The sequence below is a fragment of the Salsipaludibacter albus genome (assembly GCF_019798055.1).
Taxonomy (GTDB): Bacteria; Actinomycetota; Nitriliruptoria; order Nitriliruptorales; family Nitriliruptoraceae; genus Salsipaludibacter; species Salsipaludibacter albus.
On the sequence record NZ_JAHOPH010000001.1, the window covers coordinates 342,782 to 358,905 of the forward strand.

The 16,124-nt window shown below is 73.0% G+C and carries 15 protein-coding genes; 9 read left to right on the forward strand and 6 right to left on the reverse strand.

The genetic code is table 11. The features are described 5' to 3' along the window. Positions 1-75: 75 nt before the first annotated feature. Together KR546_RS01630 and KR546_RS01635 are read right to left on the reverse strand one after the other, a co-directional pair. On the reverse strand, positions 76-318 hold the full coding sequence (locus KR546_RS01630) for a hypothetical protein (RefSeq protein ID WP_238442943.1): 243 nt from the start codon (positions 316-318) through the stop codon (positions 76-78). Further along, complete coding sequence (locus KR546_RS01635) at positions 318-1,973, reverse strand: PspC domain-containing protein (protein ID WP_238442944.1); 1,656 nt, start codon at positions 1,971-1,973, stop codon at positions 318-320. Before KR546_RS01635 ends, KR546_RS01630 begins: the two co-directional genes overlap by 1 nt. 257 nt (positions 1,974-2,230) lie before the next feature. Here KR546_RS01635 and KR546_RS01640 point away from each other — a divergent pair, with 257 nt between their 5' ends. The 5 genes from KR546_RS01640 (at position 2,231) to KR546_RS01660 (ending at position 7,455) form a co-directional block, all read left to right on the forward strand. Next, on the forward strand, positions 2,231-3,508 hold the full coding sequence (locus tag KR546_RS01640) for an ATP-binding protein (protein ID WP_238442945.1): 1,278 nt from the start codon (positions 2,231-2,233) through the stop codon (positions 3,506-3,508). Then, positions 3,505-4,158 carry a response regulator gene (locus tag KR546_RS01645; protein ID WP_238442946.1) on the forward strand — a complete coding sequence of 218 codons (654 nt, stop codon included), beginning with the start codon at positions 3,505-3,507 and terminating at the stop codon, positions 4,156-4,158. The genes KR546_RS01640 and KR546_RS01645 overlap by 4 nt, the downstream gene beginning before the upstream one ends. Before the next feature lie 224 nt (positions 4,159-4,382). Beyond that, on the forward strand, positions 4,383-6,086 hold the full coding sequence (locus tag KR546_RS01650; protein ID WP_238442947.1) for an MFS transporter: 1,704 nt from the start codon (positions 4,383-4,385) through the stop codon (positions 6,084-6,086). Positions 6,087-6,278: 192 nt separating this feature from the next. Then, positions 6,279-6,782, forward strand: coding sequence for a flavodoxin domain-containing protein (locus tag KR546_RS01655; RefSeq protein ID WP_238442948.1), 504 nt, complete (start codon positions 6,279-6,281; stop codon positions 6,780-6,782). A 7-nt stretch (positions 6,783-6,789) separates the two neighbouring features. Further along, positions 6,790-7,455, forward strand: a complete 666-nt coding sequence (locus KR546_RS01660) for a hypothetical protein (protein WP_238442949.1) — start codon at positions 6,790-6,792, stop codon at positions 7,453-7,455. A gap of 45 nt (positions 7,456-7,500) precedes the next feature. Here KR546_RS01660 and KR546_RS01665 read toward each other — a convergent pair whose 3' ends face one another. After that, positions 7,501-7,707: a dodecin family protein gene (locus KR546_RS01665; protein WP_238442950.1), complete on the reverse strand. Its 207-nt coding sequence runs from the start codon at positions 7,705-7,707 to the stop codon at positions 7,501-7,503. 90 nt (positions 7,708-7,797) lie between these two features. Continuing rightward, entirely contained in the window at positions 7,798-8,058 is a 261-nt protein-coding gene (locus KR546_RS01670) for a hypothetical protein (RefSeq protein WP_238442951.1), read from the reverse strand. Positions 8,059-8,227: 169 nt separating this feature from the next. Between KR546_RS01670 and KR546_RS01675 the strand changes: the two genes are divergently transcribed. From KR546_RS01675 to KR546_RS01690, 4 genes are read left to right on the forward strand one after another with little or no spacing between them, the layout of a single operon-like run. Further along, the gene (locus KR546_RS01675) at positions 8,228-9,373 is read left to right on the forward strand and encodes an AAA family ATPase (protein WP_238442952.1); all 1,146 of its coding nucleotides are present in this window, start codon (positions 8,228-8,230) and stop codon (positions 9,371-9,373) included. Further along, on the forward strand, positions 9,366-10,331 hold the full coding sequence (locus KR546_RS01680) for a DUF58 domain-containing protein (RefSeq protein WP_238442953.1): 966 nt from the start codon (positions 9,366-9,368) through the stop codon (positions 10,329-10,331). Before KR546_RS01675 ends, KR546_RS01680 begins: the two co-directional genes overlap by 8 nt. Then, positions 10,328-11,293, forward strand: coding sequence for a VWA domain-containing protein (locus tag KR546_RS01685; protein WP_238442954.1), 966 nt, complete (start codon positions 10,328-10,330; stop codon positions 11,291-11,293). The genes KR546_RS01680 and KR546_RS01685 overlap by 4 nt, the downstream gene beginning before the upstream one ends. A gap of 51 nt (positions 11,294-11,344) precedes the next feature. Continuing rightward, entirely contained in the window at positions 11,345-13,108 is a 1,764-nt protein-coding gene (locus KR546_RS01690; protein ID WP_238442955.1) for a DEAD/DEAH box helicase, read from the forward strand. 12 nt (positions 13,109-13,120) lie between these two features. On the opposite strand, the gene KR546_RS01695 is transcribed toward KR546_RS01690, so the two are convergent. Both KR546_RS01695 and clpB read right to left on the reverse strand, forming a co-directional pair. Next, a complete protein-coding gene (locus KR546_RS01695; RefSeq protein WP_238442956.1) occupies positions 13,121-13,330 on the reverse strand; it encodes a hypothetical protein in 210 nt (69 codons plus the stop codon). Positions 13,331-13,361: 31 nt separating this feature from the next. Next, positions 13,362-15,944, reverse strand: a complete 2,583-nt coding sequence (gene clpB, locus KR546_RS01700; RefSeq protein ID WP_238442957.1) for an ATP-dependent chaperone ClpB — start codon at positions 15,942-15,944, stop codon at positions 13,362-13,364. Between the last annotated feature and the right edge of the window lie 180 nt (positions 15,945-16,124).

A 16,124-nucleotide genomic window follows, 5' to 3' on the forward strand; every position in this document is an offset into this window, starting at 1 on the left:
AGTCCGGTGTCGACGAGGCCCGCCAACACCGTGACTCGACACTACCACCGGGCTCGTGACCGGGGCAACGCGGGGTCAGGCCGCCGAGTCCGGTGCACCGGGCTGGGCGTCCCCGGCCTCGGGCCCGTCGGGATCACGTCGTGCCAGGCGTGGAAGGAGGACCCCCAGCAGCACGAGGCCGAGCACCACCAGGGCGCCGGGCAGCAGCCACTCGACCCGCAGGAGGTCGGGGGTGATCCAGCCGTTCAGCCCGGCCACGGCCACGGCCGCGAACACCAGGCCCAGCACCAGGGACAGTCCGTCGATGTCGTGTCGCATCAGTTGCTCCCGTCGGGGCGCAGGTCGGCCCCGTCGACGTCCAGCAGGTCGAGGCAGTCAGCCGTGAGCCCGGGCTCGGAGGCGACGAGGAGCGGGTCGAGGCAGAAGTCGGCGAAGAAGTCGTCCTCGGCCGCCAGTTCGTCGACCACCGCCGGGTCGTCGACCACCCGCGACCAGCACTCCACCATGTCGGTGTCCGGGCTCGCGCCGCCGGCGCACAGCTCCTCGACGAAGAACCGGTCGAGCCGGGTCTCGAGGTCGGTCCCGGACCACTCGTCGGACAGGCCCCCGACGTCCTCGCCGTTCCACCCGAACTGGTCGGCCTCGAAGGCGTCCCGACCGCGGTACAGGTCGATGCCGGCGATGCCCGCCGCGACGTCCAGGCGCAGCACGTCCGCGTCCGGTGCGGCGGATGCCACGACCTCGTCCAGCCGCAGTCGCGTGCCCTCGGCCAGTTCCCGGCGCGTCACGATGGGCTCGCCGGTCTGCGGGTCGGTGCCGCTGGCAACGTGGACGTTGAGGGCGCCGATGCCGACCTGGCCGGTGATCTCGACGGTCACGTCCTCGGGCACCACGACGAGGGCGCGACCGATCCCGATGTCCAGGTCCACCGCGGCGTCCGGGCCGAGCGTGGCGTCCGCGAGGTCGACCTCGAGCTCACCGATCCCGTGACGGGCCTCCAGCGTCCCGTCCAACGTGGTCGCGGAGACCCGCCGCTCCCCGATGGTCGGGACGAGGTGCACGCCGAACGAGCCGGCCAGCTGCATCACGACGAGGACGCCGGCCAGGGCCATGGCCGGCAGCGACAGCCACTTGGCCCTGCCCCAGGCCGTGCCCACGAGCAGTCCTCCCGCGAGCACCAGCAGTGCCACGGCGACGAGGTCGGAGCCACGGACCGTCAGCACGTCGGCCACGCCGAGCGCCGCCACGATCCCGGTCACGACCAGGGCCACCGCCACCACGATCGGCCCGAGCCACGAGGGACGTGGCCGCGGGGCAGGCGGCACCCACCATCGCACCTCCGACACCGGTGCCCACGAGCCCGCCCCGGCGTCGTCGGCGAGGGGCGTCGTGGCCGAGCCCGCCGAACCCTCGGCAGCGCCCACGCCGAGCGCACCGGTCGCCCCGGTCTGCTGGCGCGCGCCCACCGCGGCCGTGGACGTCGCTGCCACGGTCGTGGCGCCGGTGGCACCGGCCGCCGTCGGACCACCCGCGGCACCGCCCGGACGCTGCCACAGGGCGGCGCCGATGGCGATCAGGGCGAGCGGGACGAACAGGCGGGGCGCGGGCAGGTTGGACAGCGCGATGATCCCGCCGACCGTCACGGCGGCGACACCGACCCAGAACCCGGTCCCTCGTTCGGCGGTCGTCGCCTCGCGCGGCGCCGGGCCCTCGACCTTCGGCAGGACGATCCACAGGATGACGTAGGCCAGCGCCCCGAAGCCGGCGGCGAACGTCGTGACCACGAACAGCACCCGCACGAGGACGGGGTCGATCCCGAAGTGACGACCCAGGCCGGCCGCGACCCCGGCGACCACGCGGTCACCGGAGCGACGCACCGGGCGGCCCGGTGGGGGCGGGACGGTGCCGTCGCCGGTGTCGGCGGCCCGGTCCGTGGCGGTGGGCGGGGGTGGCGGGAGGTCGGTCGGGCTCATGGGGTCCTCGTCGAGCTGGTGGCACCAAGGTGCCGGTCCGATCGCCTCCGCCTGGTCAGGGGAGCCCCCCGGGCCCCCCTGAGACCACCGGGGATCCCGGGGCGAGTCGTGGGGACAACCCCGAGGCCCTCGGGGGCGAGGTCCGGCATCATGGGGACATGCCAACCGACCCGCCCTCCTGGCCCGGCCACGCCGATCGGCCCCCGGGACCGTCGCCCGCACCGGGCACCGGCCCCCGACCGACCCTGCCCCCACCCGTGGCCGCCAGCCCGTGGCGGTTCCGTCGGGCCACCGACGACCGGCTCCTGCTGGGCGTCGCCGGGGGGATCGGCCAGCGGATCGGCGTGGACCCCCTGGTGATCCGGATCGCGCTGGTGGTGCTGACCCTCGCCGGTGGCGCCGGCCTGGTGGTCTACGGCCTGGGCTGGGTGCTGTCGGAGGACGCCCCGCCGGGGACCGCCCCCTCCGAGCCCGCCACCCTGGACCTGCGCCAGGCCGCCGCCGTGGGACTCGTGGCCCTGGGGTTGACCCTGCTCCTGCGCGGGGCGGGCCTGTGGTTCTCCGACGCCCTGGTCTGGCCCGCACTGATCGCCGGGACGGTGTCGGCCGTCATCTGGACCCGTTCCGGACCCGACCAGGGGTCCCGGGGTCGGCTCACCGAGTCGACGCCCGCACGGATGGTGCTCGCGGCGGTCCTGACCTTCGCCGGGCTGGTGTCGTTCTGGCTGATCGTGCCGGACCCGCGCCGGGTGGTCGTGCCCCTGGCCGGGATCCTCGTCGGCGGCGGCCTGCTGGTCACCCCACTGCTGGCCCGGATCTGGCGCAACCTCGAGGCCGAGCGTTCCCAGCGGGCCCGCCAGGCCGCCCGGGACGAGGTCGCCGCCCACCTGCACGACTCGGTCCTGCAGACCCTGGCCCTGATCCAGCGCTCGCCGGAGCACCGCCGGGCCGTGACCCTGGCCCGTACCCAGGAACGCGAACTGCGGGCCTGGCTGTACGGCGACCGCGAGCTGAATGGCCCCGGCCGCAGCCTCGCGGCGGCCGTGGACGACCTGCTCGTCGACGTCGAGACCGGGTACGCGATCGACGTCGACCACGTCGTCGTGGGCACCGTCGCCGACGTCGATGCCGATCCCCACCTGCCGGCGCTGCTGAAGGCCACGCGCGAGGCGCTGGTCAACGTGGCGAAGCACGCGGGCGTGGACCACGCCAGCCTGTACGTCGAGGTGGAGGACGACCGGGTCACCGCCTTCGTCCGGGACCGCGGCCGGGGGTTCGACCCGGTGTCGGTCGGCGACGACCGCCACGGCCTGCGGCACTCGATCCACGCACGTCTCCAGCGTCACGGTGGCGGTGCGCGGGTCACCACCTCGCCCGACGGCACCGAGGTCGAGTGCTGGGTGCCGCTCCCCGAGGACCACGACGGGGACCACGACGGGGACGCGACGGAGGCGGCCGACGCCGACGTCGCCGTCGACCCGTCCGATCCCAGACCCCTCCACCACACCGACGTCGCGACCGAGGCAACGCCATGACCGCACACATCACCGTCTTCCTGGTCGACGACCACCGGCTGTTCCGGACCGGGGTCCGTGCCGAGATCGGCACCCGCGTGCACGTGGTCGGCGAGGCCGGCGAGATCGACACCGCGATCGCGGGACTGCGCCGCACGAAGCCCGACGTGGTGCTCCTGGACGTGCACATGCCGGGTGGCGGTGGGCGCGAGGTCATCCAGGGCGCGACCGAGGCCGGCCTCCACGACACGAAGTTCCTCGCGCTGAGCGTGTCCGACGCGGCCGACGACGTCATCGGCGTCATCCGTGCGGGCGCGCGGGGCTACGTCACCAAGACCATCGGACCCGACGACCTCGTGGACGCCATCCGTCGGGTCCACGAGGGCGACGCGGTGTTCTCGCCCCGACTGGCCGGCTTCGTGCTGGACGCCTTCGCCGGGTCACTGCCCGACGACCTCGACGTGGTGGACGAGGAGTTGGACCAGCTCACCGCCCGCGAGAAGGAGGTCATGCGCCACATCGCACGGGGCTACACCTACCGCGAGACCGCGAACCGCCTGCACATCTCGATCAAGACGGTCGAGACCCACGTCTCCAACGTGCTGCGCAAGCTGCAACTGTCCAACCGCCACGAGCTGACGGCCTGGGCGGCCAACCGCCACCTCCTGTAGCCACCGCTCACCGACGGCCTGTCGGTCCCCGACGTCGGATTCCCGCCCATCCGACCGGCATCGTCCTGTCTCTGCCCCGGGCGGCCGCACCCGGGCTAGGATTCGCGCAGGTGTTCGGGCCTGGGGGCCCGAACCGGGCTGGGGGAACGACCCATGGGCCATGCCCTGGTCATGCCGGCACGTGTGCACGCGACGAGCACCCGACCGCCCCCGTGGGCACGGACGTGAGCGCCGTCGCCGCCGAGCGGCGGGGGTTCCGCGCGGTGCTGGCCATTCCGGACTACCGCTGGCTGGTCATCGGGCTGGCGATCTCGTCCATCGGCAGCTGGGCGTACAACGTCGCGCTGTACGTCTACGTCTACGAGACGACCCAGTCGGCCGGGTGGGCCGCGGCCGTCACGATCGGGCGCTTCGTCCCGTCGATGCTGCTGTCCAGCTACGGCGGGGTCGTGGCCGAACGGATCGAGCGACGACGGCTGCTGATCCTGCTCGACCTGACGTCAACGGTCGTGATGATCGGCCTGGCCATCGTGACCGGGCTGGACCTGGGCGCCCTGGTTGCCATCACCCTGGCCTCGGTGACGTCGGTGATCGGGACCGTGTACTACCCGGCCACCGCGGCCCTGACACCCCAGATCGTCGGCGAGCGCGACCTGGCCGCGGCCAACTCCTTCGAGAGCCTGGTCGAGAACGTCTCCACGATCGCCGGACCCGCCCTGGGTGCCGCGGTGCTCGCCGTCTCCAACGTCGAGGTGGCCCTGTTCCTCAACGCCGCCACCTTCCTGGTCTCCGCATGGTGCTCGTCGCGGATCCGGACACGGAGCCAGCCGACGGACGTCACCGAGGGTGGCAGTGCCGGGGTGCTGCGCCAGGTCGGCGTCGGGTTCCGTGCGATCGGGTCGTCGACCACGGCCGCGGTCCTGGTGGCCATGTGCGTCGCGGCGTCGTTCATGTACGGGACCGACACGGTGCTGTTCGTGGTGTACTCCGAGGAGCGATTGGGCATCGGCCCCGACGGGTTCGGACTCCTGCTGGCCGGCGTGGGCGTGGGCGGGGTCGCCATGGCACCACTGGTCGACCGGCTCGCCGGATCACGACGCCTCGCGACCGTCATCTCGCTGGGGATGGTGGTCTACACCCTGCCCACCCTGCTGCTGGTGTGGATCGACCAACCCGCCGCGGCGTTCGCCGTCCAGGTCGTGCGGGGCGCCGGGACACTGGTCGTCGACGTGCTGGCCGTGACGGCCCTGCAACGATCGCTCGCCCCGGACCTGCTCGCGCGCGTCTTCGGGGTCTTCACCGCCCTGGTGCTCGCCGGCATCTCGCTGGGCGCGCTGGTGACGCCCATCCTCCTCCGGGCCACCACGCTCGACGTGACCCTGGAGGTGTTCTCGGTCGGGGTCGTGGTCCTGGTCGTCCTGGCCTACCCGTGGACACGACGGGTGGACCGCGAGACGACGAGCCGACTGGCCGCACTGGCCCCACGCATCGCGGCCTTCGACTCGGTCGGGCTGTTCGCGGCCGCGTCCCGGCCGACGCTGGAGGCGCTGGCGGCCCGGGCGGAGGAGGTCGACCTGCCGGCCGGTCACCGGATCGTGACGGAGGGAGAGCCCGCCGACGCCTTCTACGTCGTGGCCGACGGTCGGGTGGAGATCGTCGGCCGCGGCGAGGGCACCACCGAGCGCCACCTCGCCGCCATGGGCCCCGGCGACTACTTCGGCGAGATCGGCCTGCTCGAGGAGGTGCCCCGGACGGCCAGCGTCGACGCCACGACGGACGTCCGGCTGTACCGCCTGCCCGGGGAGGCGTTCCAGGAGGCCCTGGCGGAAGGATCGGCCTCGATGGCGTTCCTGGAGAGCTCCCGGCTGCGGTGGGCCCAGACCCGCTCGCTGACCTCGAGTCCCACCGACGCTCCGACCCCGACCTGATCCTCCTCGGCCGCCGGCAGGCGGTGGGCGCCGACGCGCCGCCCCGACCCGTCGCCGGCCCCCGGAGCCGGGCGACCGTCCTCCCCCGGGACCGTTGGCACTGTCCGCAGGCCAGCCCGCGAGCGACCATCGCACCATGACCCGCAGGCGGAATCGCCGCGCGGGACCGGGAACCCCGATGCGGGAGGCGACATGCGTGTGCTGGTGGTGTACGCGACCAAGATGGGTGGGACGCGCGGCCTGGCGGAGATGGTGGGCCACACGCTGGAGGAGGAAGGGGTGGACGCGGTCGTCGCAGCGGCGGACGAGATCCGCGACGTGACCGGCTTCGACGCCGTCGTCGTGGGCGGGGCGCTGTACGCGTTCCGCTGGCACAAGGACGCCCGCAGGTTCGTGCGACGACACCGGGAGGATCTGTCCACGATGCCGGTGTGGCTGTTCAGCAGCGGCCCGCTGGACGACTCCGCGAGCGCCGAGGACATCGACCCGGTCCGCGGGGTGGCGGCCGCCATGCGCCGGATCGGGGCGCGCGGGCACGTGACCTTCGGTGGGAGGATGCCGGCGGACGCGACCGGCTTCCCGGCTGCGGCGATGGCCCGTGACAACACCGGGGACTGGCGCGACCCGGACCACGTGGCAGCCTGGACCCGCGAGGTCGTGGCCGAGCTGCGCCGACCGGCCGTCCCGGTCGACTGACCTCGTCATGACCACCGAGACCGCAGCACCGACCATGACCGGCCAGGGGCTGTTCCACGACTGGGTCGTCGCCCTCAGCGTCGGCGAGGCGATCGGGTTCGTGCCCCCGGCACTGGCGGGCGCGACGCTCGCCACCGCCGGCGTGGCCGACTCCTGGCTCGTGGTCGGCCTCACCGTCGCCGGCGTGGTCGAGGGGGTCGCGATCGGCGTCTTCGGTGCCCGGGTCCTGGCCCGTCACCTCCCCGACGTCGACCGCGTCGACTGGGTGGTGGCGACCGCCCTCGCCGCGGGCCTGGCGTGGTTCCTGGGCATGGGCGGCTCGGCAGTCCTCGGGGCGGCGGACGACCACGCGGCGCTGGTGCTGGTGGCCGTGGTCCCCGCATGGTTCGCGGGCCTGCTGGCGATGGGGTACGCCCAGTGGCTGGTCCTGCGCCGGGTGGTCGCGCGCGCATCGCGCTGGATCTGGGTCTCCGCCGGGGCCTGGCTGGTCGGCGTCGCAATCCCCGTCACGGCACTGTCGGTCGTCCCGAACGACTGGCCCGCGGCGGGACACCTCGCCGTGGGCGTGGTGTCGGCCGTCGCCATGGGTGCCACCGTCGCCGTCCTGACCGGCGCGACCCTGGTGCGACTCGTCGTGGCCGCGCACCCGGGTGGAGCCCTCGACCAGGGCTGACGGCCGCCCCCGGGGCACACCCGGCTCGGCGAGCGCGCCGGGCCGTCAGGCGCGGGCGAGGCGGAACCGGATCCGCACGGCGGTGTGGTACTCGGTGATCGCACCGTCGGCCACGACGCCGGTCTGCTCCAGCACCGACAGCCCCTCGACGTTGCGCAGGGTCGAGGTCGCCTCGCGGAGGGCCTGGGCGGCGGCGTCCTCCCACGACACGTCCGACACGCCGACCAGGTCGATGGTCTTGATCACGGCCACGGCAGGTGCCTCTCGCTGGGGTTCGGTGCGGACGGGTTCGAACGGTCGAGGATAGGACGTCGGGTGCCCGACGATCCGGTCGGAGCACGATCAGCCGCGGACCCAGAAGACCAGTGCCATGCCGGCGATCGTGGTCACCGCCGAGACGACGGCGACGGGCATGCCCCAGCGATCGCCCTTGAGGTGGGCGACCGAGCCCGCGACCATGCCGAGCACCCCCGGCAGGACGAACCAGATCGCCGCGACGGCCCCGACGGCACCCGCGACCGCCCAGGCACGCGCACCCGAGGTCGGCACGGCGACCCCGTCGTGGTCGAGGTCGGTGCCGCGGTCCTCGTTCGCGTCGGGCACGGTGGGTCCTGTTCCCGTCGTCTGGCGGAGGCCGGTGGGGTGCGGGGTCGCACCTCGACCGCGCCAACGAGTGTAGATCCAGCCACCCCAGCCCCCGAGCCGGTCGGCTTGGCTCGTTCTCAGGAACCTGCGGGACACTGCCCGACACACACCGTCCGAGCGGGGCACCATGACCACGACCACCACACCAGACCAGGCATCGCCGCCGGCCGACGACGCGGCACCGCCGACCCGGGAGGGCCACGTGTCGACACCCACCGACCGACTCGACGACGTGCTGGTGGAACTCCGCCGCGTCCTCGTGGGCCAGTCCCGCATGCAGGAACGCCTGCTGGTCTGCCTGCTCAGCCGTGGGCACTGCCTGCTGGAGTCCGTCCCCGGGCTGGCCAAGACGCTGGCGGCCGAGTCGCTCGCACGGATCATGGGCGGGGACTTCGCCCGGATCCAGTTCACCCCGGACCTGCTGCCCTCGGACGTGATGGGCACGCGGATCTACCGGCCCAGCCACGAGGACTTCGACATCGAGCTGGGCCCGGTGTTCACCAACATCCTGCTCGCCGACGAGATCAACCGCGCCCCCGCGAAGGTCCAGTCCGCCCTGCTGGAGGTGATGGCCGAACACCAGGTGTCGATCGGTGGTCGCACCTTCGAGGTCCCGGACCCGTTCTTCGTCGTGGCGACCCAGAACCCGATCGAGTCCGAGGGGGTCTACAACCTCCCGGAGGCCCAGCGCGACCGGTTCATGATGAAGGTGGTCATGCACCACCCGAACCGCGAGGAGGAGCTGGAGATCGTCGACCGGGTCGGCGTGTCCATCCCGGTCCCCAACCAGGTGCTGGACCCGCAGGTCGTGCGCGACCTGCAGGCCGTGGCCGACGGCATCTACGTCGACGCGACCGTGAAGGCCTACGCCGTCGACGTCGTGCAGGCCACCCGCGACCCGGGAGCCTTCGGGCTGGGCGACCTCGACGACCTGGTCGAGCTGGGTGCCAGTCCCCGCGCGAGCCTCGGGCTGGTCCGGGGCGCGCGCGCCCTGGCGCTGATGCGGGGCCGGTCGTTCGCCACCGCCCAGGACGTCTACGACATCGCACCCGAGGTCCTGCGCCACCGGCTCCTGCTGACCTACGAGGCCCTGGCACGCGAGATCGACCCCGACCACGTCATCGCCCGGGTGCTGGCCACCGTGCCGGCCCAGCCGCTGACCCCCCGCAACCTCGCCGACGCGCCTCGCAGCGGGCCGACCTCCCCCGGCGTCGACGGCGCAGCCCCGGTCGGGTCGGACGCCGGCTCCTGGGGGTCGCCCGCCGATGGCTGAGTCCGCTGCCTGGCCGGACGGCCCCACGCCCGACGACGTCGCGCGCCGCGTCCGCGACCTCGAACTGCAGGTCGACCGTCGGCTGGACACCCTCCTGCACGGTCGCCACGAAGGCCTGACCCCGGGACACGGCACCGAGATCGGCGAGTCGCGCCAGTACGTGCCGGGTGACGAGGTGCGCCGCATCGACTGGAACGTCACCGCGCGCACCAACGTCGTGCACGTCCGCGAGCTGATCGCCGAGCGGGACCTGACCACGTGGCTGGTCGTCGACCTCGACGCCAACATGCAGTTCGGCACCGACCGCGACCGCAAGGCCGACGTCGCCGCGGCGGCCGTGGCCGCGATCGGGTTCCTCAACGCGCGTGACGCCAACCGGCTCGGCGCCATCCTGCTCCGCGGTGGACGCCAGCGCGTGCTGCCCCCGCGCGGCGGCCGTCGCCAGGTCCGCGCCGTCCTGCGCGAGGTGCTGGCCGAGCGGGCCAGCGACGGCAGTGGCCACAACGACCTCGACGCCGCGCTCCACCGCGTGGCCAGGCTCGCCACGCACCGGGGACTCGTCGTGCTGGTCTCGGACCTGCGTGGCGGCGTGGACGACACGGGCGCACGGGTCGGCGGCGTGCCCGGCGACCTGGCGGTCGTCGCCCAGCACCACGACGTGCTGGTAGTCGAGGTGACCGACCCCCGGGACGTCGAGCTGCCCGACGTGGGGCTGATCGACCTCGTCGACCCCGCCACGGGCACCCACCGCGAGGTCGTCGTGACCCCGCAGGTGCGCGACGCCTACGCGGCCCGCGTAGCCGTACACCGCGACCAGGTGCATCGGGCCGTCCGCGCCGCCGGGGCCGACCACCTCGTGCTCACCACCGGACAGGACTGGCTCACCACCGTGGCCCGCCACGTGCACCACCGCATGCGTCGCCGCCGCCGGGTCACCACCGGGGGTGGCCGAGCATGATGCCCACCCTGTTCCTCGCCCCCGAGCGGCTCTGGCTGCTGCTGGGCCTGCTCCCACTGGTCGCCGTCGCGATCTGGGCCGTGCGCCGTCGTCGCCGAGCCCTGGTCCGGTTCACCGGGATGGACCTGCTCGACGAGGTCGCCCCCCGGCGGCCGACCTGGCAGCGCTGGGTCGTCACGGCGCTGTTCCTCACCGGCATCGGCGTCTCGACGGCCTCGCTGGCCCAGCCCGCCCGCACCGAGGAGGTCTCGGACACGATCCGGGGTCGCATCGTGGTGCTGATGGACACCTCCCTGTCGATGGAGGCCACCGACGTCGATCCCAGCCGACTGGCAGCGGCCAAGGACGAGGCGACCGACTTCGTCGACGAGGTCGACGCCGGTGTCGAGGTCGGGCTGGTGTCGTTCAACGGCCGGGTGACTCGCGACGTCGGGCTGACCACCGACCACGACCAGGTCACCGCCGCCATCGACGCGCTGGACCTGGGCGAGTCGACCGCGGTCGGGGAGGGGTTGCGCGCGGCGATCGACGAGCTGTCGACCACCGACGACGCCTTCCCCGGGGCGATCGTGCTGCTGTCTGACGGCGAGACCACCGTGGGGATCGATCCCCAGGTCGCGGCCGACGAGGCCGCCGAGGCCGGCATCCCCGTGTTCACCATCGCCTTCGGCACCGAGTCCGGCCAGATCCTCGACCCGCTGTCGGGCCAGATCGTGCCCGTGCCGGTCGCCGAGGGCGAGCTCCAGGCCATCGCCGAGACCACCGGCGCCACCTTCACGGCGGCCGGCAGCAGCGAGGGACTGTCCGCGGCCTACGACCAGATCTCCGGCCAGCTCGAGGAGCTGATCGGTGAGCCCGAGATCGTGGAGGTCGAGATCACCTGGCAGTGGGTCGCCGCCGCCCTGGTGCTGCTGGTCCTGGCCTGGCTCGGCAGCCAGTGGTGGCTCCGCGGCGTCATGTAGCCACCCACCCCCGGTCCGTACGCTGGCGTCTCGCCGACGGACAGCCGTGCCATGACACCCCCGACCGACGCGCACGACCCGTCCGACGAGCCGCGCGACCCGTCCGACGACGCGGACGAGCGGGACGACGACGCCTCGACCGGTGGCGACGACGCGATCGCGTCACTGGACGAGGTGGACTTCAAGCGCCTGGGCCTGCGCAACCAGCTCCTGCGACGACTGTCCGAGACCGGGTACGACACCCCCACCCCGATCCAGCGCGAGGCGATCCCGCACCTGCTGGCCGGGCGGGACCTGCTGGGCCAGGCGGCGACCGGCACCGGCAAGACCGCGGCGTTCGCCCTGCCGATCCTCCACGCGATCGGCAGGGTCCGCGCCACCACGCCCCGGGCCCTGGTCATCGCCCCGACCCGCGAGCTCGCGCTGCAGGTCGACGCCGCCATCGCCGGGTACGGCACCCACCTCGGGATCCGCACGGTCGCGGTCGTCGGTGGCCAGCCCGCCCATCGCCAGGTCAAGGCGCTCACCCGCGGGGTGCACGTCGTGGTCGCCACCCCGGGCCGCGCCGTCGACCTGATCGGACGGGGTGCGCTCGACCTGTCGTCGGTGGACACCGTCGTGCTCGACGAGGCCGACGAGATGCTCGACATGGGCTTCGCGGAGGACCTCGACGCGATCCTCGACGCGGCACCGGACCAGCGCCAGACCGTGCTGTTCTCGGCCACGGTCCCGGCCCGGATCGACCACCTCGCCGCCCAGCACCTCGACGACCCGGTCCGGATCGTCATCGCCCGTCCGACCACCGACAGCGGCGCGCCCCTGGTCGAGCAACGGGTCGCCTGGGTGCGAAAGACCGACAAGGCGGCGGCGCTGGGCCGGTTCCTGGACATGGAGACCCCGGAGGCGGCGATCGTGTTCTGTCGCACCCGGGTCGAGGTCGACGCCCTCACTGCGACGATGAACGCCCGCGGGCACCGCGCCGAGGCGCTCCACGGTGGCATGGACCAGCGCCAGCGCGACGCGGTCATGCGCCGGCTGCGCGACGGGTCCGCCACCCTGCTGCTGGCCACCGACGTGGCCGCGCGCGGACTGGACGTCGACACCCTGACCCACGTGTTCAACCTCGACGTCCCGAGCCAGGCCGAGGCCTACGTCCACCGGATCGGCCGGGTCGGTCGCGCCGGTCGGCGGGGCGTCGCCATCACCCTGGCCGAGCCACGCCAGAAGCGCAACATCGGGTTCATCGAACGGCTCCTGGGTCGCAAGCTGCCCGTGGTCGAGGTGCCCTCGGTCGAGGACCTGCACGCCCGCCAGGTCGAGTTGACCGCCCAGGACGTGGCCGAGGCGCTGGCCGAGGACCCGGCCGACGGCGCCGAGGAGGTGCTGGCGATCCTGCTGGACGACGACCACGAACCCCACGACATCGTGCTGGCCGCGCTCGGGCTGCTGCACGACGCGCGAGGATCGTCGGCCGACACCGACGAGATCCCCGATGCGTTCACGGCCGCGAAGGCCGACCGGGCCGCGAAGAAGAAGCGCACGACGAAGGGGTCGTCCGACCGGCGCCACGACGACGGCGACACCGGATGGGTCCACGTCAGCCTGGGCCGGGTCGAGGGGGTCCGCCCGGCCGACCTGGTCGGGGCCATCGCCAACGAGGGTGGCCTGTCGGGTGCACAGATCGGGCCGATCAAGATCGCCCAGCACCACAGCCGGGTCGGGATCCCGGCCTCGTCGGTGGCCCACGTCGTGGAGGCGATGGGTGACACCACGGTCCGTGGCCAGCGCGCCAGCGTCCGTCGCTGGGTCGAGTAGGCGATCGAGGGGTCAGCGTTGGTTGCGCTGCTCCTCCTCGTCGAAGCGCCGGTCCAGCCGAGCCTGCTGCCACGGCCAGAACCACAGCTCGAAGACCAGCGCGCCGATCAGGAAGCCCAGCGCGATCGAGAACGCCAGTCCCCATCCTCCGCCGTAGTACCCGACGACCAGCCCGACCAGCACGACCAGCACCAATCGTCCCCACCGCACCCGCGCCCACATGTCGGACTCCTCTCGACCCGTGGCGCCGAGTCTAGGAAGCGGACACGACCAGGTCGTCGCCGGGGTCGACGTCGACGGTGACGGTGGAACCGTCGGGGACCTCACCGGCCAGGATCAGCCGCGCCAGCCGGTCCTCGACCTCGCTGCGGATCACCCGCTTGAGCGGCCGTGCCCCGTAGACCGGGTCGTAGCCCAGGTCGGCGAGCCGGGCCTTCGCGGACTCGGTCACCCGCAGGGACAGCTCACGGGCAGCCAGCCGTCGCAGCAGCCGGTCCAGCTGGATGTCCACGATCGCGGCGAGGTCGTCACGGCCCAGCCGGTCGAAGATGACGATGTCGTCGACCCGGTTGAGGAACTCCGGCTTGAAGTGACGGCGGACGTCGGCCATCACCCGCTCGCGCAGGTCCTCGGGCTCCAGGGTCACGTCGAGGATGTGCTGGCTGCCGAGGTTGGACGTCATGATCACGACGGTGTTGCGGAAGTCGACCGTGCGTCCCTGCCCGTCGGTCAGGCGCCCGTCGTCGAGCACCTGGAGCAGCACGTTGAACACGTCGGCGTGGGCCTTCTCGACCTCGTCGAGCAGCACCACCGAATAGGGACGGCGGCGCACGGCCTCGGTCAGCTGGCCGCCCTGGTCGTAGCCGACGTAGCCGGGCGGCGCGCCGATCAGTCGGGCGACGGTGTGCTTCTCCTGGTACTCGCCCATGTCGATGCGCAGCATCGCACGCTCGTCGTCGAACAGGAACTCGGCCAAGGCCCGCGCCAGCTCGGTCTTGCCGACCCCGGTCGGCCCGAGGAACAGGAACGACCCGGTCGGGCGGTCGGGGTCGGCGATCCCCGCCCGGGACCGGCGCACGGCGTCGGCGACCGCCTCGACGGCCTCGTCCTGGCCGATGACGCGCTCGTGGAGATGGTCTTCGAGTCGCACGAGGCGTTCGGCGTCCTCGGCCAGCAGCCTGCCGGCCGGGATCCCGGTCCACTTGGCGACGACATCGGCGATCTCGGTGTCGGTGACCCGCTCTTCGAGCATGGTCCCGCCCTCGGCCCGCAGGGCGTCCAGGTCGGCCTGCGCAGCGGCGACCTCGGCCTCGAGCGCACCGGTGCGGCCGTAGCGCAGCTCGGCGGCTCGCTCGAGGTCACCGTCACGCTCGGCGATCGCGGTCTGCTCGCGGACCTCCTCCAACTCGCCCTTGGCGGCGTTGAGCCGGTCGATGACGTCCTTCTCGCCCTGCCAGCGGGCGGTCAGGCCGTCCATCTGCTCACGCAGCTCGGCCAGCTCCCGGTCCAGGTCCTCCAGCCGGGCGCGGGCGGACTCGGACTCGTCGGCCGCCAGGCTGACCCGCTCGATCTCGAGCTGGCGGATCCGGCGGTCGACCTCGTCGATCTCGGGCGGCATCGAGTCGATCGCGATCCGCAGTCGTGCCGAGGCCTCGTCGAGCAGGTCGATGGCCTTGTCCGGCAGGAACCGCTCGGTCAGGTAGCGGTCCGACAGCGCAGCCGCGGCGACCAGGGCGTCGTCGGTGACCTGGACCCCGTGGTGGACCTCGTAGCGCTCCTTGAGGCCACGCAGGATCCCGACCGTGTCGGCCACGGAGGGCTCGTCGACCCGGACCGGCTGGAAGCGTCGCTCCAGCGCCGCGTCCTTCTCGATCTCGCGGTACTCGTCCAGGGTCGTGGCGCCGACCATGCGCAGCTGGCCCCGGGCCAGCATCGGCTTGAGGATGTTGCCGGCGTCCATCGAGCCCTCGGCTCGACCGGCACCAACGATCGTGTGGAGCTCGTCGATGAAGGTGATCATCTGGCCGTCGGAGGACTCGATCTCCTTCATGACGGCCTTCAGCCGCTCCTCGAACTCGCCCCGGAACTTGGCACCGGCGACCATGGCGGTGAGGTCGAGCTGGACCAGGGTCTTGTCGGCCAACAGCGTCGGCACGTCACCCTCGACGATGCGTCGGGCGAGGCCCTCGACGATCGCGGTCTTGCCGACGCCCGGCTCGCCGATCAGGACCGGGTTGTTCTTGGTGCGCCGGACCAGGACCTGGATGATCCGGCGGATCTCCTCGTCCCGGCCGATCACCGGGTCGAGCTTGCCGTCGCGTGCCATCTGGGTGAGGTCACGGCCGTACTTCTCCAGGGCCTGGAAGGTCGACTCGGGGTCCTGGGAGGTCACGCGCTGCGCACCCCGGACCTGCCGGAGGGCAGCCAGGATGGCGTCGTGGGTGATGCCACGACCCTGGAGCAGGTGCGCGACCCGGCCCGGAACGGTGGCCAGCGCCAGCAGCAGGTGCTCGGTGGAGACGTACTCGTCGCCGAGGGTGTCCATCTCGGACTCGGCGGCGTCGAGCACCTTCACCGTGTTCGTGCCCAGGCGGACGTCACCGGACGAGCCGTAGGCGGCGGTCATGCCGTCCAGCAGCTCGTTGACGGCGGCACGCAGCGCCGTGGGGGTGACGCCCAGCCGTTGGGTGATCGGCAGCACGATCCCCTCGGACTGCTCCAGCAGGGCAGCGAGCAGGTGGCCCGGGGCGATCTCGGGGTGGTGGCGGTCACGCGCCAGCACCCCGGCTCGCTGCAGGGCCTGCTGGCTCATCCTCGTGAAGCGCTCGATGTCCATGGGATCCTCCTCCCGAACGCCCCGGCGGCCACGACACGGCGATGGCCAGGGGAAATGCACCCGGGGCGATTCGGCAACGAACACCATTCTAGGCCCACGAGAACAGCGATTCGTCGTTCCTGACAGCTCCCCACTGCACAACCCTGAGCCCGCCCCGCGTCACCAACCTGCGCCTCCCAG